Here is an 18,899-nt window from a genome sequence, read left to right as displayed (position 1 = left end):
CCAGCAGGCCTGACGATGACCGAGCCTGATCGGTGAACGGAACGTTTCCTGAACATTCCGCCACCTTTGCACCCGACGTCATCTGTGACGCGCGAGCCACCGAGAACAGATCATCGACCAAGCCGAGATTTTCCCGATGACCCTGCACACCGGATGGTGGCCGCGCCTGGCCTGGGACTTCTTGACCTGCCCGGGCGAGACAACACCTCTAGAGCGCTGACCGTTCGACCGCCACCCGCCGCCCGGTTCGGACCGAGATCCGGGCGGGTGCAAGAACGTTCAGAAAGCGAACGGTTTAAGGATCTCAATGATGAGAAGTCAACCGCCGAACGTGGCTCCCTCGGAGCCGGCCGCCACGTCCGCCGACGCCGAGGGTCCCGGCGGGGCCGCAACGGTCCAGTCGGAAAGCGGCAATACGAAACTCCTCGTCCAGCTCACCGCCATGATGCTGCTCGAGTTCGCCGTCTTCGGCTCGTGGTTCGCGACCGTCGGCCTGGTCCTCGCGACGAACGGGCTGCCCACGGTCATCGGCACCGCCTTCACCCTGGCCGCCGTGGCCGCGATCGTCTCGCCGATGCTCCTGGGCGCCCTGGGCGACCGCTTCCTGCCCTCCCAGAAGGCCCTCGGTCTCGCCCATCTGCTCGGCGGCGTCGTCATGCTGTTCCTGCCGGCCGCCGTCCGGGCCGGCGGCGGAGGACTCGTCCTCGCCCTGACCTTCGTCTACATGCTGTTCTTCCAGCCCACCCTGGGCCTGACCAACGCCATCGCCTTCCGGCACCTGGGGGCGAACCAGCGGCAGTTCCCCTACATCCGGGTGTTCGGCACGGTCGGCTGGGTCGTCGCCGGTGCCGTCGTCGGCTGGCTCGGCCTGTCCTCGTCGCCCGACCTGTTCTACGCCACCGCCGTCACCAGCTTCGCCCTGGGCGTCTACGCGTTCACCCTGCCGAACACACCGCCGCCCGCCAAGGGCGTCCGCTTCTCCGTCGGCGACCTCGTCGGAGCCAAGGCGTTCCGGCTCCTGCGGCACCGCAACTTCACCGTGCTGATGGTGTGCGCCCTGTTCACCTCGGCCTCCCTGGGCGTGTACAACACCTACGCCTCCGCGTACGTCGGGGCCCTGGGCTTCTCCAACGTCGCCGGGACCCTCGCCCTGGGCCAGGCGTCCGAGGTCGCCTTCATCGTCACCATCCCCTTCGTCCTCAAGCGCGTCGGCATGAAATGGGCCCTGTTCGCCGGCATGTGCATGTGGGCCGTGCGCTTCGCCCTCTTCATCCAGGCCGCGGACGGCTCCCACGGGATCGCCATCACCGCCATCGTGCTCCAGGGCATCTGCAACGACTTCTTCCTGGTCCTGGCCGCCATGTACATCGACCAGGTGGCACCCGTCGAGCTGGCGGCCCAGGCCCAGAGCATGCTCATCCTCGTCGTGTCCGGCTTCGGCCAGTGCATCGGCTCCCTCGCCTCCGGCTGGATCTACGACGCGACCGTGGGCAGCCAGGCGCACAGCGTGCCCGCCGACTGGAACGCGGTCTGGTCGCTGCCCATCGCCTCGGCGTTCGTCGCCGCACTGGTGTGGGCCCTGTTCTTCCGCCACCCCCGCACCCGAGGGCCGGCGGTCCTGGAGGCCTGAGCGCCGGCCGCGCACCGGCCCCGACACAAGCCGCACTCACACCATCGAGGAGGTGGAGCACATGACACACCCATCGCGCAGGAGCACCTGCGGCACGCACTCGGCTCCGCCGTTCCTCGACGGCTCGCACGCACCCCTCGGACTGTTCTGCGGCGCCTGGGCCCGCAGCCGGCGCCTCGGCCTGCGCGAGGTCCGCGGCCCGACCGGCGACCGGTGACCGCCGGCGAGGCAGAGACCTCGCCGGCGCCCGCCCCGGTCCCGCCGCAGCGGCCGGCCGGGACATCGCAGCAGCGCCCGCCCCGGTCCCGCCGCAGCAGCCGGCCAGGACATCGCAGCACCGTAACGAGCCCGAAGGATTGTGAAGCACATGCGCGACACCTACGACGTGGTGATCGTCGGCAGCGGCCCCGCAGGAGCGGCCTACGCCCGGACCGTCAAGGAGGCGCGGCCCACCGCGCGCGTCCTGATGGTCGAGGCCGGGCCGGTCGTGTCGGACCCGCCGGGACGCCACGTACGCACCATCACCGACCCCCGCGAACGCGTCGCCGCCCAGTTCGCCTCCCAGGGCCCGCAGGCCCGCCCCGACGACTACGAGGAGCAGGTCGCCCGCGCGCTGTCCCCGTCCCGCGGCCGGTCCGCCGGGCTGGCGGCGCGTCCCGGGACCTGGCTGCTCGACACCTCGGCCCCCGCCGAGGGCGAGACCGGCTTCCCGGCCGCCGCGCTGTCCAGCAACGTCGGAGGCATGGGCGCCCACTGGTCCGGCGCCTCCCCGTGGCCCGACGCGGCGGAACTGTCCAAGGACCTCGACCCCGACCGGTTCGACGCCGCGCTGAGCAGCGCGCGCCGCCTGCTCCAGGTCACCCAGCGCGCCTTCGAGCAGGCCCCGCTCGGCGCGGACGTGCGCCGCCTGCTCGGCGCCCACTACAACCCGGGGCGCGGCGCGGACCGCGTGGTCCAGCCCATGCCGCTGGCCATGGAGGTGCGGCCCGACGGCCAGCGCTACTGGACCGGCCCCGGCGTCATGCTCGGCGACCTGCTCACCCGTGGCGGGGACGGCTTCGAACTCCGCGCCGAGACCGTCGCCAAGCGTGTCCTGACCACCGCCGGCCGGGCGGACGGAGTGCTGCTGCACGACCGCCGCGAGGACCGTGAGTACGAGGTGGGGGCCCGGTTCGTGGTCGTGGCGGCCGACGCGCTGCGCTCTCCGCAGCTGCTGAGCGCCTCCGGCATCCGCCCCGCCGCGCTCGGGCACTACCTCAACGAGCACACGATGACCACGAACACCATCCAGCTCGACGACTCGCTGCGCACCGCGGCCCAGGGGCTGCGCAAGACCAGCGAAGGCGCCGTCGACCTGCTCGCCGGGGTCAGCTGGGTCCCCTTCCACGACCCGTCCTTCCCGTTCCACGGCCAGGTCACCCAGTGGGACGCCTCTCCCATCCCGGTCGACGACACCTTCGAGGCATGGCCGGGATCGGTCGTGGAGTGCTCGGTCTTCATGGGCAAGGCGGAGGTCCGTCACGAGGACCACCTGGAGTTCGACGACACCCGCCCCGACCACTTCGGCATGCCGTCCATCAAGGTGCACTACACCTTCACCGACGCCGACCGGCAGCGGCTCGACGCCGCCGTCGCCGAGGCCAAGCGCATGGGCTCCCTGCTCGGCGAACCCATCAACGGACTGGAGCCCGCCGTGATGCCGCACGGCGCCTCCCTCCACTACCAGGGCACCACACGCCTCGGCGGCGACGACACCACCAGCGTCGCCGACACCTCGCTGCGCGTCTGGGGCAACGACACGGTCTACGTCGGAGGCAACGGCACCATCCCCACCCCCGCCGCCTGCAACCCCACCCTCACCACCGTCGCCCTGTGCGTCCTGGGCGCCCGCGACCTGGCCGGCCGGCTCTGACCACCTCACGATCACTGGATACACGTACATGTTCGAAAACTTCCTGATCCGCCCGGACAGCCTGCGCAACGAGCGGCGCGACGGGCAGACCGTCGGCTTCACCCTGGCCGTCCGCCACGCCAACTACCGCGGCGTCTACCTCTCCCTCCACAACGGCTACTACCTGGAGGTCGACGGAACCGAATACCCCACCTCCGTCCAGACCTTCGAGATCAACGGCACGGCACCCCGGACCTTCGACGAGATCCGCACCGCCGTGCACGAGCACTGGGACTACGACGACGAGGGCATCCTGCACATCGCGGCCCCCGGCGGACTCGCCCCCGGCCGCCACACCATCCGCTTCCAGCAGTCCGTCCTCGCCGCCTACGGCTACCTGCCCACCGACGAGGAATGGGTGAAGAACCCGCCCCGGCCCGGCTCCGGCGCCGGATCGGACAAGACCCCCGAGATCGTCACCTACACCCTCGACCTCACCGAAGACCTGACCGGATCGGAGGCCGCCCGATGACCACCATCCGGCGAGGCGTATCCCTCTACAGCTACCAGCAGTCCCAGTTCTTCAAGGAGCTGAACCTCGAGGACCAGATCCGCGAGGTCGGCCGGAACCTCGGCGGCGCCGACGGCATCGAGCTGATCGACGAGATGTCCCTGCGCTACCCGGAACCGGGCGACGACTTCCGCCGCCAGTGGTTCACCTGGATGGACACCTACGGCACCAGGCCCGTCGCCATGGACGTCGGCATGGACGTCCTGCAGTTCCGCGACCACGTGATGACGTACGAGGAGTGCGCCGACCGGCTGCGCCACGACATCCGCCTGGCGAAGTCCCTCGGCTTCGGCAACGTGCGCGTCCTGTCGGTCGTCCCCGTCGAGATCCTGGTCTCCGCCCTGCCCCTGGCCGAGTCCCTCGACATCCGGCTCGGCAAAGAGATCCACCAGCCCATGAACCTCGAAGGCCGCGAAGTCGGTGACATCCTCGACGTCGTGGAACGCACCGGCACCCAGCACCTCGGCATCGTCCCCGACCTGGGCATCTTCCAGTTCCGGCCCTCCGAGGTCATGCTCGCCTGGCTGGAACGGCGCGGAGCGCAGCCGGCAGCCTCCGCGGCCTCCGTGGACCTCGCCCTGCTCATCCGCCGCGGCGAAGCCCCCTTCGACCTCACCGCGCTCGCCCGGCACACCGCCGGCAACCTGCGCTCCGACTTCAACCGCTTCCTGTCCACCGGGCAGTGCGAGCCGGACTTCGCCGACGTCTTCACCGCCGTCAAGAAGTACGCCGACGACCGGGTCGAGGACGCCCAGCACATCGACTACCGCACCGTCGCCGAGGCGCTGATGCTCTCCCGCACCTCCGCCGACACCCTCCGCGAGATCGCGCCGCACGTCATCCACGTCCACGGCAAGTTCAACAACATGTCCCCGATGCCCGACGCGCCCGACCGGTACCAGGAGATCTCCATCGACTACGACGCGGCCATCGGCGCGCTCAAGGCCGGCGGCTTCGACGGATACATCAACTCCGAGTACGAGGGCCAGCGCTACTTCCAGGACCGCGGCCGGGAAGACCTGATGGACGAGGTGGACCAGGTCCGCCGCCACCAGGAGATGCTGAGGAGGCTGATCGCCTCGTGAACGCCCCGCACACCCCGCCCGCCGGCCGCCTCGTCGCCTTCGTCGGCACCTACGGCAGCCCCACCGACCCCACGGCGGGCGGCATCACCACCCTCGAAGCCGCCTGGAACGGCCGCGAACTGGCACCCGTCCACCACATCGCCGAACCCAGGGAAGCCGGATACCTGGTGTACGCGCCGGCCACCGGGACCCTGTACGCGGTGGACGAACGCAAGACCGACGGCCGCGGACCCGTCGAGCCGCCCGCCGCCGTCCACGCCCTGTCGGTGTCCCGGCGCGACGGCAGCCTCACCCCGCTCAACTCACTGCCCGCCCCCGGACCCCGGCCCACCTACCTGGCGCTGGACGAGCGGCAGGGCGTGCTCGTCACCGCCAACCACGGCGACTTCGACCACGTCGAGCACGTGGTCCGAGCGGAGGACGGGACCTGGCACACCGAGTACCTCTACGACGACTCGACCGTCCTCCTGTACGACCTGGCGAGCGACGGACACCTCGCCGTGCTGCGCGATGTGCGGGTCATGGAAGGCCATGGCAAGGACCCGAACTTCTCCGCACAGGCCGGCGGCCACGGCCAGGCCGGCGCGCACGCGCACTGCGCCGTCATCGACCCCTCCGGCCGCCATGTCCTCGTCGCCGACAAGGGCACCGACCGCATCCTGGTGTACACCCTGGGCACGACACTGGAACTCACCCACACCTACCAGCTGCCACCGGAGACCGGCCCCCGGCACATCGCCTTCGGGCCGGACGGCACACGGGCCTACGTCACGTACGAGTTCGCGTCCGAGATCGCCTCGTACGCCTTCGACCCCTCGTCGGGAGAGCTGACGGCGCTGTCCAGGACGTCGACCCTGCCGCCCGGCTACACCGGTCCCAACGAGCCCGCCGAGGTCCGGGTCCACCCGGGTGGCGGCTTCGTGTACGTGAACAACCGCGGGGAGGACACCCTGGTCTGGTTCCGCGCGGATGCGGACGGCGGCCTCACCCGGGCCGGACACGTGCCGCTCGCGCCCTCGGTCCACCCCGGACTGGCGGCCCGCAGCTTCGCCTTCGACCCGTCCGGCACGTTCCTCCTCGTCGCCGACCGGCCGGCGGACCTGGTGCGTTCGTACGCGGTCGACGCCGACGAGGGCACGCTGTGCCCGTTGACGGAAGTCCGCGTCGGCCAGCCCGCCTTCGTCGAGTTCGGCGTCCTGCCGGACTGACCCGCTCACGAGGACGCCCCGCTCCCTGGTGGTGCCGCGACGGCCGCGGCCGTCCCCGCACCACCAGGGCCGTGACTTTCGTGCACCCCCACACAGCGGGTATCCGTCGTGGTTCCCGCCCGCTCTCCTTCAGCGACTCAGGTCCTCCAGCCGCGAGCAGATCGCGGCCACGGCGAGCTCGGCCGCGCCGGCGGCGTAACGCGATGCCATCGCCTCGTAGGTGATTCTCCGGTAACTGCGGGTGTCCGGAGCGTACTTGGCCGCCCCGTTCACCATGGTCGTCACCTGGGTGTGGGCGAAGAGGGAACGTCGCTTCGGCGCCAGCCCGGTACAGGCGCAGAGCTCGGCCTGTACGGCCGCCGGTGCGATGTCCTTCCCGATCTATCTGCACGACCCGGCAGGGGAGTTCGACTGTCCGGCCTCGCCGATGTCGTCCCGGCCCGTGTCTCGACGAAGTGGTCGCGCAGGAGTTGGGTGGCGAAGCGGTACAGGATGCGCTCGTCGGCGCACGTGAAGCCGGGGTCGTCGGCGTCGGTCAGCCGTCGCAGTGCGTCGCCGGCCAGACCCGCGGCGACGGCCTTGTCTGGCGTGGACATGTCGGGCGCGCCGGGACAGGAAGACCGGATCTGCGAGGAAGCCCTGGCGAGCCTCGGTTATGAGACGGATTTCCCCAGCACCCTTTGACGACCCGCGGCCCAGCGGTGTTCTCCGACGCCCCGCCCCGGGCGTCGAAGAAGATGCGTACGGCGCGGGAACGAGTGGAGACGTGCAGGGGCCGGCACCCGGAACTGCCCCTCCACGCATGGTCAGCCGGCCACGGGCCGCCACCGTTTCTCCTCCGCCGGACCGATACTGCTGAGCCACACCAGCGTCCCACCGATCAGGCCAGGCCTGTCCCTCCCGGCCAGGGCCGGGGCTTCGAGCATGTCGGCAGTCTCTTCCAGATAGGTGACCAGCGTGTCGAGCACTTCGCCGGGGGCTTCGTCGTAGCGGGACCAGCGGCCCAGGTAGCCGGTCGTCGCGTCCAGGTACAGACCCGTCGTGCTGTCGGTCGGCCCCGCGGCGACCACCGGAATCCGGGTCGCCTTCCAGACAGCCTGGGCCTCCGCCATCAGCCGGTAGCGGGCGGCCACGGCGTCCGGCGTCATCAAAGCCATGTTGCCCGGAAGACATCCCCGGCCATCGGCCCCGTCGTCACCCGCGGACAGCATCCACAAGGTGCACAGCTCGACGGGTATCGCAACGCCGAGATCCTCCTCCAGGGCGGCGACGGCGGCGGGGCGGGCACCGGCACGGAGCGCGGCATGGGAATCCGGGGCGTCGCGCTGCAGCCAGCGTGTGATGCGATGCCACGCATCGGCGACCTGCCGTACGACGATCGCCTCGCCGGCAGGATCGGCAGCCTGCACCTGCTCCCGCTCCTCCCGCGGGGTGTCCGCGGCGGGCTCGGCAGAGCGGGCCAGGCTCACGTACCGGATCTGGATCCGGTCAGGCTCACGGATGTAGCCGACGTTCAGGGCCGGGCAGTCCTCGAACAGATCGCCGTCGACCTCCACGGTGAGGATGCCGTGCAGATCAGAGGGAACGCCCATGTCCGGGTCATCGGCCAGTTGCCGGGCCACAACCTTCAGGGCGTAGGGGACACCGGCCCCCAACTGGGCGGCGGTGTCACGGATGAGCGGGTCGATGTCGACGTTCACGGCCTGGTACTCCTCATGAGTCGTCTCAAGGGCGATGCCCCATGACAGCTTGTCGGTGTCCCCCGGGCTGAACCGTTCTCGGAGGCACGCTTCGGGCTTTTCAGGATGATGGGCGGGGCTCATCATGGCGGCATGGCTGTCAGCGAAGATCCGCTCTGGGACGCGGCGGACAAGAGTACGCAGATGGTTCCGCGGCCATGGCGCATGGCGGTGACGCCCGGCTGTCTCGGCTTCTTCGGCTTATTGCTGTTGCCGGACTCCGCCTCCGGCACGCCGGCGGACGGATCACCGAACACGACCCCCACCAGGGAGCCCGGGTCCTTGTCATCCACGACAACGTCCGCGATCTGGCGAGACTTCGTCTGAGCGTGCGGAGGAAGCGGCTCTTCTTCGGGCGACCGGGGCGCCCCCCGGTCCTCACGGCATGGCGGCAGACGTGCCCGAGAGCGGTGGTCAGCGACAGGAGAGCCCAGGGGGGATGCCGGGGATCCCTGACTAGCGAAGCCCCCTGCGTCCGACGGCGAGGACCCGGTTGGCGTCCCTCTGGCCGGGCGGCGGACATCCGGATCAGGCGGCCTCTGTCATCGGTGCGGGCGAAGAAGTGCAGGCCGTGCCGTGCCTGCGTGTCTGCCGGGGTGGTTCCGCGTTCCCGGCAGCACTGAGTGCTACCAGGTTCGACCTCTGGATCCTGGTACCTGCGCGCTTGCCGGTTTCGGCCACTTCGGATCTGGTTCGCGCCGGTTATGGGCGAATCAGGGTTCTTGGGTGGTCCGGTGGACAACGGTGTTGGACGACGGGGACTGTGCCCGTGGGGGGCGAGCGCCCGCACAGCAGAAACAGGGGGTTCCAACGGTGGCTTCTCTTGTTTACGACATCCTCAGCGACCCGGCTCCGCTCCAGGTGCCGGAAGCGGGTGAGGAGTCCCGGGGCGCGGTCTACATCGTCGTCTCCAATCCGAACAACGCCGAGGTGATCTGGTACTCCATCGAGGTGCGAGTGCCCTTCGGGGCCAAGGACGGTGATCTGACGCTCGATCCGGGGGCGATCGACGCACGGGTCGAGCGGAACAACGCGACGGAGGCGGGGAAGGAGCCGATAGCCGACTGGGACAGCAAGACAGGTGTCTTCACCGTGTCCGCCCTGGGGGGCACGCTGTTCAAGGAGGCCGGTTCCCTGGTCCTGGTGCTGGACGGCTTCCCGGTCTCCCACAAGCCGGGGCTGGTCCTGCTGCAGGTCACGGAAAGGGCGGCGAACGGTGCCGTGGTGCAGAAGAACCCCGTGGCTCTGAGCCTGCTGAAGCAGGCCCCCAAGGTGCCGCGCAACTTCCGCCCGAAACAGTCCCTGGTGGCCACGGGCCAGGACGTCGTCCTGCAGTGGGACGGACCCGACACCCTCACGTACCGGATCCAGGGTCCGGACGGCGCCCCGGAGACCGTCCCGCCCAGGCAGGGGCCCGGCGGCTGGCAGTGGTCGCCGACGGCGGGCAAGGAGCCGAAGCGGGACGCCACCTACACCCTCATGGCCACATCGCAGACCGGGCAGCAGCCGGGGTACTTCCTCACCACCACCGTCCACCTGCGCCACCCCGAGTTCGAGAGCGTGACCGCCACCACCGGAGTACACACCCCGTGGGTCCAGGGCACGACGGACAAGGGGCGGATCACCTTCACCCCACGCGGCGCGCGAATCCGCGACGACTCCGACGCGCCCGGCACCGTCACGGCTGACAAGGTCAGCGCGAACGCCGTGGACACCAAGTGGGTGGGGGACCGCGACGCCGGCAAGGGATGGATCGAGTTCCCGCAGTCCGGGGTGAACGTACGAAAGGACGGACAGCAGGAGTGGGGAACCGTCGCCGCTGACAAGGCGGACCTGAACGGCATCAACACCAAGTGGGTGCAGGGCCGCGACAGCAGCGCCGGCTGGATCGAGTTCCCGCCCGCCGGGCTGAACGTGTTCCAAGGCGCGGGAAGCCGGCAGTGGGGAGCCGTCGCCGCCGACAAGGCGGACCTCAACGACCTGGTCACCCACCGGGCCCAGGTCAAGGAACGCCTCACGCTCCAGGGCGGGCTGACCGTCACCGACGTGCTGGAAACGCAGGACGGCCCGGCCCGGCTGGTCGTCCACGGCCGGCTCGACGCCGAGGGCGAGGTGAACGCCAACGGGAAGGTCGTTGTCGGCGGCGACCTCTCCGCCGACGGCGACCTCGTCGTCCACGGCGATGTCCGGCCCCTGCGGAACCTGGAGGTCGGAGGGCTGGTGACCGCGAACGACTTGACGGTCAGGGACAAGCTGACGACCGACCACGAGCGGTTCAAGCTGGTCGTCCACGGGGAGTCGCTGTTCCTGGGGAAGGTGAACGCCAACCGGCTCCTGTCGGTCCGTACCGAGAACGCGTGGATCATGCACGTCAACGACGACCTGGTGGCGATCCAGGGCAACCTGCGAGTCCATGGGGCGTTCCGCTCGGACAGCTGACCGCCCGGTGCGACGGCCGCCCGGTCGAGGGGCACGTGTCCGGCAGGGCGGCCGTCACTCGGCTCTACGCGCGCGTCGGCGACTTCCTCGGCGGCGGTCACGTCGACGGGAGGGAGGCGCCGAGGCGATGCGCCGGCTGCTGGACGGCTGCCCCGCTCTGGACGCCGTGATCGTCGCCTCGGACCTCATGGCGGCCGGAGCGCTGCGCGTCCTGCGGGAACGGCGTGAACGGCGGGAACGACGGACCGGCCGCCGGCGACGACCCGGCCTCCCCGGTGGTCAGGCCGACCCGCCTCGTGGTGCGCGGCTCGGCCTGACCCGGATCCCGGTCAGTCGCGGGCGGCAGGCGCGAGGCGCCCCAGCGGGGCGAGCGCGTCGAGTTCGGCCCTGATCTCCTCCGGCAGGTCCAGGGCGATCCCGTCCAGCGCCTCGTCCAGCTGGGCCACGCTGCTCACGCCCAGCACCGGCATGACCGGCACCGGGCCGCCCGTCATCCACGCCAGCGCCAGCTGGTTCGCGGTGACCCCCAGCCGGGCGGCCAGCTCCCGCAGCAGCACCACCCGCCGCTCGTTCTCCGGGGACCGGTACTCGGGGCTCAGCTCCCGGTCGGCGCGGGTCAACGCGCCCTGGAGCAGCGGTGAGTAGCCCTGGAGCACGGCGCCGTGCTCTGCGGTGTACCCGGCCAGGGCGTGGTCCAGCGGCAGCTGCGGGCGGATGTCGTGCCCCGGGTCCGGCCACAGGTAGGAGTGCCGCACCTGAACGACGCGGGGCAGCGCGGTCGCGTCGTCCGAGGACGCCAGGCGGGCCGCCTCCCGCAGCCGGGCCGCGTCCGGGTTGCTCGCGCCGACGACGGCGACGCGCTGGGAGGCGACCAGTTCGGAGAGGGCCCCCAGGGTGTCGGCGAGCGGCGTCGCCGGGTCGTCGGCGTGGGTGAGGTACAGATCGACCGAGGGGCAGCCCAGCCGCTCCGAGCTGCGCTCGAACTGCTTGAGCACGACCTCCGGGCGTAACCCCTCCGCGGACTCCGGGAAGGGGCCGTCCAGCGGATCGGGCAGACAGCCCACCTTGGTGGCGATCAGCGTCTCGTCGCGGGCACCGGTGGCGGCCAGCCAGCCCCCGATGACCCGCTCCGACTCCTCGCCGGTGCCGTCGGGGGCCCAGAAGGCGTAGCAGTTGGCGGTGTCCAGCAGCCGGCCGCCACGCTCGACGAAGCGGTCCATGAGAGCCCAGGAGGTCGGCTCGTCGACGGTGGTGCCGAAGTACATGGTGCCCAGGGCGACTTCGGTGGTACGGAGCCGGGCCATGACCGATTCTCCGTATGCCGTCGTCAGCATGTGCGGGTCCTTTCGTGCGGAGGGAACGGGGCGAACGAGGTGTCGGGTGTGGGGTGTCGGGTGTCCTTCCTGTCTGGGTGACAGGGGTTCAGGTCGATGGGATATCAGGTGGGACGGGTGCGGCGGAAGCGTGCGCCGTGACCCGGCCCTCGGCCGTGTCCGTGACCTCGGCCGTGTCCGTGACCTGGGCTGTGTCCGTGACCTCGGCCGTGTCCGCGACCTCGGCCGGTGGGCCGGCCCGGCGCGCCGCCAGGCTGCCGTACCCGAAGGCGAGCACGTCCGCCGCGGCCCGGGGCAGCCCCCAGGCCCGGGCCCCCCCGCGCCCCGCCGCCCGCCCCCCCCGGCCGGCCCCCCCCTGCCGCCCCCCCGCCCCGCGGGGCCGGGCCCGGGCCGGGGGCGCCCCCCCGCGACGGCCGCCTCGGCCGGGGGAAGCACCGAGGCCAGGGACACCGCGAGCAGCGCCTCGCGCACCCCCAGTCCGTCCGGGACGAGCACGACCAGGCTGCTCAGCGAGGTGGCCACCGCGAATCCGCAGACGCAGGGCAGCAGCGAGCCGAGCGGATCGGCGCCCAGTGCCACGGCGAACAGCCACAGATGGCCGCCGGTCACCGCCCAGGACAGGGCGCAGAGCCACACCGAGCGCCGCAGCACTCCGGACGGGACCGGCGCGAGCCTGCGGTCCAGCGCCTTGACCGTCCTGAGCAGCCGCACCGCCGCGACCAGCAGCCGGGGCAGCACGACCAGCACCACCGGGACCAGCGCCGCCGCCACCACCGCGGCTGCGGCGCCGTGGGCGTACCCGGCGAGGGCGGGCAGTCCGAGCGCGGCGCCGGTGCCCAGGGACACGGCGGCGTAGAGGCCGAACGCGGCGGTGAACTGGAACACCGTGATCCCGGAGCCCGCGGCGAGACGGGTCTGGAGCACGATCGACCACATCACTCCGGGGACGTACTTGCCCAGCGCGCCGGCGGCGAAGAGCCGTACCGCGAACGTGCCGCGCATCGGGACCGACAGGGCCTGGAGCGGTTCGCGCCAGGACAGCGCGGTCAGCCACAGTCCGGCCACCGCCAGGAGCAGGGACAGCGGGAACAGCGGCCCCAGTTGCCCCAGTGCCTCGCCGGTGGCCGCCCGGTCCCGGGCGAGCGACCGCAGCAGGAAACCGGCGCACAGCGACAGCACCGTCACGGTGAGCGCGCCCCGTACCCAGGGGCGCCGGGCGAAGGACCGCAGTCCGGCCCAGCGCCGCGGGGCGCCCGGCCGGCCGGGCGCCCGGCCGGCCGGGGCCCGCTGTGTGCCGCCCCCGGCGGGCGGGGGGTCGCCCCGCCGGGCCGGGGGAGGAGTGTCCGGAGTCCTAGTCATGCCCGGTGGCTCCCGCCGCGCCGCCGGTGCCGGACGCCCCGGCGACGGCCGGCGCACCGCCGTAGCGGCGCCGGAAGGACGCCGAGCCCACCCAGCGGACGGCTCCGACCGCCGCGGCGAGGCCGGTGGTGGCCGTCATCAGCAGGTGCAGTCCCGCCATCATCGGCAGTGCGCGCGTGCCCGCCGTGGAGCGCAGGAACCGCAGCAGCCCGCGTTCCTCCGCGGCGAAGGCGCCCAGGCCGGCGACGGCCGCCGCGGTGCCGGCCACCGGCCACAGCGGGGCGGCGGCCAGCCCGGCCAGTACCAGGGACACACCGGCCACGGCCGTCGGCCGGTAGGCGGTGTCCGACAGCTGCGGACGGCCCCGGCCCCGGCTGCGGTCGGCGAAGAGCGACACCAGGGGCACCGAGCGCCGGTACTGCTTGCTCAGCAGCACCCGGAGGCGGTCGTCGTCGTCATGGCGCCCGACGATCCGCGGGTCGAGCAGCACCGACGACACGGCCGCGAGCCGGGCGCCGTACTCCACGTCCTCGGTGTCCCGCAGGGACTCGTCCAGCGGTCCCACCCGTTCGTAGGCGGTGCGGGGCATCGCGCCCAGCGAGAAGTACGCGGCCTTGATGGGCCCGGCGGTGCGCCGGCGCCAGTAGTGCCCGTGCAGCACCTTGTAGCGCTCGACGGCACCGTCGTCGATGAGCGGCACGGAGTCGTAGATGCCGCAGACGAATCCGACCCCGGGATCGGACCGCAGGACGTCCACCGCGATGCGGACGGCGTCGGGGCGCAGCGCGATGTCGGAGTCGAGGAAGAACAGGATCTCACCGGTGCTGTTGCGGACCCCGGTGTTGCGGGCGGCGGACACCCCGCCGTTCGCGGTGCGCAGCAGCCGGACCGGGTACTCCTCGGCGATGCGCGGGGATTCGTCGGTGCTGCCGTCGTCGACGACGACGATCTCGACGTGCGGATACGTCTGGGCCACCACGGACTCCAGGCACTGGCGCAGCGTCCGCGCGTAGTTGTAGTTGGGGATGATGACGGAGACGGTGGGCGGTCGCATCGGTGCACCTCACAGAAGACGGCCGACGGCCAGAGAGGCCAGCCACAGAACGGCGTTGATCACGAGGGGGGTGTCCGTGAGCACGTCTCGGCCCGGTTCCCCGCCGCTGCGCCGCATCGCCACCAGCTGCACGTAGCGGCACGAGGCGAAGACGGCGAAGGGCGTGGTGACGACGGCCAGCGCGGCGGCGTGCGGATGGGGTGCGGAGAGGGTGAACAGCACGTAGCTGATCAGCGTGGCGGCCAGCAGCACGGCCATGAGCTGGTCGAGCAGCGCCACCGAGTACCCGGCGAGGGCGGGCCGTTGTTCGGCCGCGTCCCCGCGCAGGCTCGCGGTCTCCAGCTCGTGCCGCCGCTTGCCGAGCGACAGCAGCAGGCACGTGCAGTACACGCAGATGATCAAGGCGGGGTTGAGGGGCGCCGCCACCGCCGCGCATCCGGCGACCGCCCTGAGGACGAAGCCGACCGCCACCAGGCTGACGTCGACCAGTGAGTAGTGTTTCAGCGCCAGGCAGTACGCCAGGTTCAGCACCAGGTATCCGGCGACCGCGGCCGTCACCTCGGGGGGCAGCAGTGCCGCCCCGGCCGCCGGTACGGCCAGACAGCCCGCGCCCAGCAGCAGGGCGCCGAGCGGACCGACCCGGCCGCTGGCCAGCGGCCGGTGCCGTTTGACCGGGTGCAGCCGGTCCCGGTCCCGGTCCAGCCAGTCGTTGAGGACGTAGACCGCCCCGGAGGCCGCCGTGAAGGCGGCCACGGTGAGCAGGGCCCGTCCCGTGTGGTGCAGCAGGGCCGCCGGGTCCACGGCCAGGGGGACGAGCAGGACAAAGACGTTCTTCACCCACTGGCGGGGGCGCAGCAGCACCAGCCAGGCCGGCAGCCGCGAACGCCGCGGGACGCGACGGGGGGCCGGACCCTGCCGGAGCGGGCCGTGCGTGTCGCCGGCGGTGCGGGACTGTTCGCGCGGGGCCGGCACGGTTTTCGCAGTGGGCGTGGCGCCCTGGGGGCCGGACAGCGTGGTCGCGGCCGGGACGTCCCTGTCGTCCAGGATCTCTTCTCCGCCCAGCGGTTTCACGGCCGGGCACCCGTCAGGACCCGCCGGAACGCCTCTTCGTGGGCGTCGAGGAAGGCCTCACCGCCGAAGAGCTTCGTCGCCGTCTCCTTGCCGGCCTGCCGGTCCTCCTCGGGCAGCGCGGCCAGGTCCAGCAGCGCCTCGCGCAGCGCGGCCGGGTCCCGGGGCGGGACCAGCCGCCCGAAGCCGGTGGCCTCCACGGGGAACCGGGAGCCGGACAGGTTCGTGGACACCGGCGGGATGCCCGCCATCATGGCCTCGACCTGGACGATGCCGAAGGACTCCGAGATCGAGGGCAGCGCGAAGACGTCGATGGAGGCGTAGAAGTCCCGTACGGCGTCACCGCGCAGCAGGCCCGTGAACCGGATCCGCGGATCACCGGCGGCCTCCCGGCGCAGCTCGTCGATGTTGCTGCCGCCGGCCACGGTCGTGTAGTCCCCCGCGATCAGCAGACGGGCCCGGGGGTCGTCGAGGGACCTGAAGGCCCGTATGAGGTATTCGATGCCCTTGTCCACGGTGATCCGGCCCATGAAGCCGATGTGCAGTCCGTCCCCGTCGCGCAGCCGGGGCGCGCCTCCGTTGCGGTCGACGCACGGGGAGGGGATGGGCGCCAGCCGGCGGCGCCGGATCGTGGGCCAGATGCGGGAGCCGCGCGCCTGGTCCTCGCTGTTGGTGATGACGAGGTCCGCCCGGCGTACGGCCGCCTTGCACACCTCGTCGACGGCCCGCATCCCGAAGCGGTTGACCGGGCTGTCGGGCAGGAACACGTCGATGTGGTACGTCACCACCAGCCGGGCGTGTCCCTTGAGGGCGGCGATCAGCGCGGCCTCGGGGTTGGGCAGATGCATGTGGACGATGTCCGAGCGCGCCGCCAGGCGCCGCGCCAGCAGGGGCAGGGCCGGGGAGATGAAGCCCCGGCTGATCCGGGCGAGCACGGGTGCCCTGAAGACATGGACACCGTTGACGACCTCGTGGCGGGGCAGTGCGGGGTCGTGCTGGGCGCAGACCACCGCGATGCGCCAGCCGCGGGCGGCGAGTCCCTCGGCGGTCAGTCGCGCGGCCTCGGTGAGGCCGCTGACGTACGGGGCGTAGTAGTCGAGCATCACCGTCACGTCGAACCTGTCGGGTTGCAGCACGTTGCGTCCCTTCTCACGTCTCTTCGGGGGTGTGCTTCGTCTCTCCACGGGGGTGACGCGGGCGTTCCGGGTGTTCCGGGTGTTCCGACGCCGTCCTCGGCGTCCCGGGGTGTGCTCCGGGCCGGGCCGGGTCAGTCCGTGGCGTCCGGGACCACGACGCGGATCTCCTGCGCCGCGTGGTCGGAGAAGTCCTCTCCTCCGCCGAACCGGTAGCCGGGCACGGCCAGGCCGCCGTCGGTGAACAGCCAGTCCAGCCGCCACAGCCGGGGCAGCGGGTAGTCGGAGACCGGCCAGGAGCGGGCGGGCAGCAGGGAGGCGGCGGGGCTGTGCAGTCGGGTGCCGGCTCCGAGCGGGGTCAGTTTCATCCAGGGCGAGTTGAAGTCGCCGGCCACCACGGCCGGACGGGGGTTGTCCGTCAGGTCGGCGCGCAGCTTGCGCAGTTCGCGGTTCCGCCAGTCGGACTGGTCCTTCGTGAAGTCCCGGAAACGACTGCTCAGCGGGTTGTCGCCGACCCGGAAGGGCACCGCGAGGTGCACGTTGTAGAAGGAGACGACGCTCCCGCCGACCCGGATGTCCGTGCGCTGGGCCTTGGTTCCCTTCCAGTACCAGTCCGTACCGGTGGCGGCCACGCGGTCGTGGTGCTCCGCGACGACCGGCAGCCGGGACAGGGTGAGCAGTTCGCCCTCGACGGCGATCCGGTAGCCGGGGAACTCGGCGCGCAGCCGCGCCGAGTCGTCGATGCGGACCGGCTGGTCCCCCTCCCAGTACAGGTACTCCTGGAGGAGGTACACGTCGGCGTCCTGCCGGCGCAGGAACGCGTAGAAGGCGTCCTTGTCGTCCGTCATCTGCCAGTAGTCCGTGGACCAGGCGAAGACCTTGACCTCCGTCCCCCGGGCGGTTTCGGCGGGGCCGCCCCATCCGGGTCCGTAGCCGGCCAGATGCGCCCCGGCCAGCAGCAGGACGACCAGGACCACGGACAGCCGGCGCCGCACCGGCCGGGCCAGGGGGACCAGGGCGAGGAGGAGCAGCGGCACCGCCACCAGGGTCAGCGGCGGGGTGGCCTCGACGACCACCCACGGCCACCAGCGGCCGACGAGCAGCAGGTGCAGGGCGAGGAGCAGCGCCCACACCGCCGTGGCCGCCACCAGCAGCCGGGTGCCCAGGCACCAGCGCCGGGCGGCCGGTGCGTCCGGCCCGTCCGGCGTGCCGTGCCGGGGTGTCTCGTCGGCGGCCGGCGGCCGTGACGGCCCGCCACCCGCGGGCGCGTCCGCCGGCGGGCCGCCGTCCACCGTCTCTTTTGTTGAGGGCATGTCAGCAGGCATCAGAAGAAGACCTTCGCGAGACCCAGCACTCCCTGCCGCCAGGGGTCCCGGCTGGTCTGGCCGCCGCCCTTGCCGGCCGCGACGGGGGCCGCCGTCGCACGCTGCGCGCGCCACCACTCGTACGTCCCGAGGATGGCCTGCTGGTTGGACAGCCGAGGGCGGAAGCCCAGCCGTTCCCGCGCCTTGTCGACACTGACGTAGGAGTCGGCGAGCAGCTTGGACAGCAGCCTGCCGTACACCGGGGACAGCCTGGTCCGCTCCAGCGCGCGCAGCACCGCCACCGCGGGCCGGCCCGGCACCGAGACCACGCGCCGGCCGTGCCCGGCCGCGTCCAGCACCGCCTGGAAGTCCTGCCGCAGGGTGCCGAACTCGGCGGCGCCGATGTTGTACGTGTCGCAGGCCACCTCGTCCGGGGCGCGCAGCACGGTCGCCACGGCCTCCACGAGGTCCTCCAGCGCCAGCATCTGGATGCGGACGTCGCCGCGGCCGAGCACGGGGAAGTTGCGGCCCTCCTCGGCCCACTGGAAGAGCATGTCGAACAGCCCCATCCGGCGCGGCCCGAGGAACGTCTTGGGCCGCAGCACCGGCAGACACATCCCCGCCGCCCGGAACCGCTCGGCGACCTTCTCCGCCTCCGCCTTCGCCGAGCTGTACGGATCCACCGGCACATGCGGGTAGTCCTCGGGCGTCGGCACCAGCGGGGGCAGCCCGTAGACGGCGGTGGAGGAGATGTGCACCACCCGGGGCACGGCGGCGGCACGCGCCGCCTCCAGCACGGTCGTCGTGCCCTCGACGACGATGGACCGGATGTCGGCCACGGGGTAGCTGGGCAGCGCGGACGCGCAGTGCACCACGGCGTCGGCTCCCCCGAGCGCCTCGGTGACGGCTCGCGGGTCCCGTATGTCCCCGGTGAACGACGTCAGCCCGGGGGCCGCGGGCACCGGTCGCAGATCGAACGCGCTGACCCGGCTGCCCGACCGCAGCAGATGGTCCACCAGGTGCGAGCCGAGCACCCCGGCGGCACCGGTCACGGCGACACGGGCGGGCAGCCGCGGCCGGTCCT

16 protein-coding genes and 1 pseudogene are annotated in these 18,899 nt (G+C 72.1%); 8 read left to right on the top strand and 9 right to left on the bottom strand.

Going from position 1 to position 18,899, the window contains the following annotated elements:
- The first annotated feature begins 310 nt into the window (after positions 1-310).
- From ACFV9M_RS26005 to ACFV9M_RS25980, 6 genes are all read left to right on the top strand, one after another.
- Positions 311-1,630, top strand: a complete 1,320-nt coding sequence (locus ACFV9M_RS26005; protein ID WP_385102540.1) for an MFS transporter — start codon at positions 311-313, stop codon at positions 1,628-1,630.
- Between the two features lie 61 nt (positions 1,631-1,691).
- Entirely contained in the window at positions 1,692-1,847 is a 156-nt protein-coding gene (locus ACFV9M_RS26000; RefSeq protein ID WP_385073659.1) for a hypothetical protein, read from the top strand.
- 150 nt (positions 1,848-1,997) lie between these two features.
- On the top strand, positions 1,998-3,542 hold the full coding sequence (locus ACFV9M_RS25995; RefSeq protein WP_385073657.1) for a GMC oxidoreductase: 1,545 nt from the start codon (positions 1,998-2,000) through the stop codon (positions 3,540-3,542).
- A gap of 28 nt (positions 3,543-3,570) precedes the next feature.
- Complete coding sequence (locus ACFV9M_RS25990) at positions 3,571-4,053, top strand: DUF6379 domain-containing protein (RefSeq protein WP_385073655.1); 483 nt, start codon at positions 3,571-3,573, stop codon at positions 4,051-4,053.
- Positions 4,050-5,177, top strand: coding sequence for a hypothetical protein (locus tag ACFV9M_RS25985; protein ID WP_385073653.1), 1,128 nt, complete (start codon positions 4,050-4,052; stop codon positions 5,175-5,177). Before ACFV9M_RS25990 ends, ACFV9M_RS25985 begins: the two co-directional genes overlap by 4 nt.
- Entirely contained in the window at positions 5,174-6,385 is a 1,212-nt protein-coding gene (locus tag ACFV9M_RS25980; protein WP_385073650.1) for a lactonase family protein, read from the top strand. The genes ACFV9M_RS25985 and ACFV9M_RS25980 overlap by 4 nt, the downstream gene beginning before the upstream one ends.
- 129 nt (positions 6,386-6,514) lie before the next feature.
- On the opposite strand, the gene ACFV9M_RS25975 is transcribed toward ACFV9M_RS25980, so the two are convergent.
- The 3 genes from ACFV9M_RS25975 to ACFV9M_RS25965 all read right to left on the bottom strand — a co-directional run bounded on the left by ACFV9M_RS25975 (position 6,515) and on the right by ACFV9M_RS25965 (position 8,417).
- Positions 6,515-6,661 (bottom strand): hypothetical protein, encoded by a 147-nt coding sequence (locus ACFV9M_RS25975; RefSeq protein ID WP_385073647.1) that lies wholly within the window; start codon positions 6,659-6,661, stop codon positions 6,515-6,517.
- 530 nt (positions 6,662-7,191) lie between these two features.
- Complete coding sequence (locus ACFV9M_RS25970) at positions 7,192-8,085, bottom strand: hypothetical protein (RefSeq protein WP_385073645.1); 894 nt, start codon at positions 8,083-8,085, stop codon at positions 7,192-7,194.
- A 122-nt stretch (positions 8,086-8,207) separates the two neighbouring features.
- Positions 8,208-8,417 (bottom strand): hypothetical protein, encoded by a 210-nt coding sequence (locus ACFV9M_RS25965; RefSeq protein WP_385073642.1) that lies wholly within the window; start codon positions 8,415-8,417, stop codon positions 8,208-8,210.
- Between the two features lie 520 nt (positions 8,418-8,937).
- Between ACFV9M_RS25965 and ACFV9M_RS25960 the strand changes: the two genes are divergently transcribed.
- Together ACFV9M_RS25960 and ACFV9M_RS25955 are read left to right on the top strand one after the other, a co-directional pair.
- A complete protein-coding gene (locus ACFV9M_RS25960) occupies positions 8,938-10,563 on the top strand; it encodes a hypothetical protein (protein WP_385073640.1) in 1,626 nt (541 codons plus the stop codon).
- 109 nt (positions 10,564-10,672) lie between these two features.
- Positions 10,673-10,795, top strand: a pseudogene (locus ACFV9M_RS25955) (LacI family transcriptional regulator); the annotation flags it as partial.
- 97 nt (positions 10,796-10,892) lie between these two features.
- Here the strand turns inward: ACFV9M_RS25955 and ACFV9M_RS25950 are convergent.
- From ACFV9M_RS25950 to ACFV9M_RS25925, 6 genes are all read right to left on the bottom strand, one after another.
- Positions 10,893-13,256 (bottom strand): aldo/keto reductase, encoded by a 2,364-nt coding sequence (locus ACFV9M_RS25950; protein WP_385102537.1) that lies wholly within the window; start codon positions 13,254-13,256, stop codon positions 10,893-10,895.
- On the bottom strand, positions 13,249-14,310 hold the full coding sequence (locus ACFV9M_RS25945; protein ID WP_385079223.1) for a glycosyltransferase family 2 protein: 1,062 nt from the start codon (positions 14,308-14,310) through the stop codon (positions 13,249-13,251). The genes ACFV9M_RS25950 and ACFV9M_RS25945 overlap by 8 nt, the downstream gene beginning before the upstream one ends.
- Before the next feature lie 9 nt (positions 14,311-14,319).
- Positions 14,320-15,381 carry a UbiA prenyltransferase family protein gene (locus tag ACFV9M_RS25940; protein WP_385079226.1) on the bottom strand — a complete coding sequence of 354 codons (1,062 nt, stop codon included), beginning with the start codon at positions 15,379-15,381 and terminating at the stop codon, positions 14,320-14,322.
- Positions 15,378-16,514: a glycosyltransferase family 4 protein gene (locus tag ACFV9M_RS25935; protein WP_385079229.1), complete on the bottom strand. Its 1,137-nt coding sequence runs from the start codon at positions 16,512-16,514 to the stop codon at positions 15,378-15,380. The genes ACFV9M_RS25940 and ACFV9M_RS25935 overlap by 4 nt, the downstream gene beginning before the upstream one ends.
- Positions 16,515-16,645: 131 nt before the next feature.
- Entirely contained in the window at positions 16,646-17,824 is a 1,179-nt protein-coding gene (locus ACFV9M_RS25930) for an endonuclease/exonuclease/phosphatase family protein (RefSeq protein ID WP_385079231.1), read from the bottom strand.
- Positions 17,825-17,835: 11 nt separating this feature from the next.
- A complete protein-coding gene (locus ACFV9M_RS25925; protein ID WP_385079241.1) occupies positions 17,836-18,885 on the bottom strand; it encodes an NAD-dependent epimerase/dehydratase family protein in 1,050 nt (349 codons plus the stop codon).
- Positions 18,886-18,899 lie beyond the last annotated feature (14 nt).

The organism is Streptomyces sp. NPDC059895 (genome assembly GCF_042731035.1).
In the GTDB taxonomy this organism is placed as follows: Bacteria; Actinomycetota; Actinomycetes; order Streptomycetales; family Streptomycetaceae; genus Streptomyces.
This window is presented reverse-complemented; position numbering and strand designations above follow the sequence as displayed.

Coding starts and splice junctions, on each gene's coding strand:
- ACFV9M_RS26000 (WP_385073659.1), top strand. CDS start 1,692: ATGACACACCCATCGCGCAGGAGCACCTGCGGCACGCACTCGGCTCCG.
- ACFV9M_RS26005 (WP_385102540.1), top strand. CDS start 311: ATGAGAAGTCAACCGCCGAACGTGGCTCCCTCGGAGCCGGCCGCCACG.
- ACFV9M_RS25950 (WP_385102537.1), bottom strand. CDS start 13,256: ATGACTAGGACTCCGGACACTCCTCCCCCGGCCCGGCGGGGCGACCCC.
- ACFV9M_RS25990 (WP_385073655.1), top strand. CDS start 3,571: ATGTTCGAAAACTTCCTGATCCGCCCGGACAGCCTGCGCAACGAGCGG.
- ACFV9M_RS25975 (WP_385073647.1), bottom strand. CDS start 6,661: ATGGTGAACGGGGCGGCCAAGTACGCTCCGGACACCCGCAGTTACCGG.
- ACFV9M_RS25945 (WP_385079223.1), bottom strand. CDS start 14,310: ATGCGACCGCCCACCGTCTCCGTCATCATCCCCAACTACAACTACGCG.
- ACFV9M_RS25995 (WP_385073657.1), top strand. CDS start 1,998: ATGCGCGACACCTACGACGTGGTGATCGTCGGCAGCGGCCCCGCAGGA.
- ACFV9M_RS25985 (WP_385073653.1), top strand. CDS start 4,050: ATGACCACCATCCGGCGAGGCGTATCCCTCTACAGCTACCAGCAGTCC.
- ACFV9M_RS25930 (WP_385079231.1), bottom strand. CDS start 17,824: ATGCCCTCAACAAAAGAGACGGTGGACGGCGGCCCGCCGGCGGACGCG.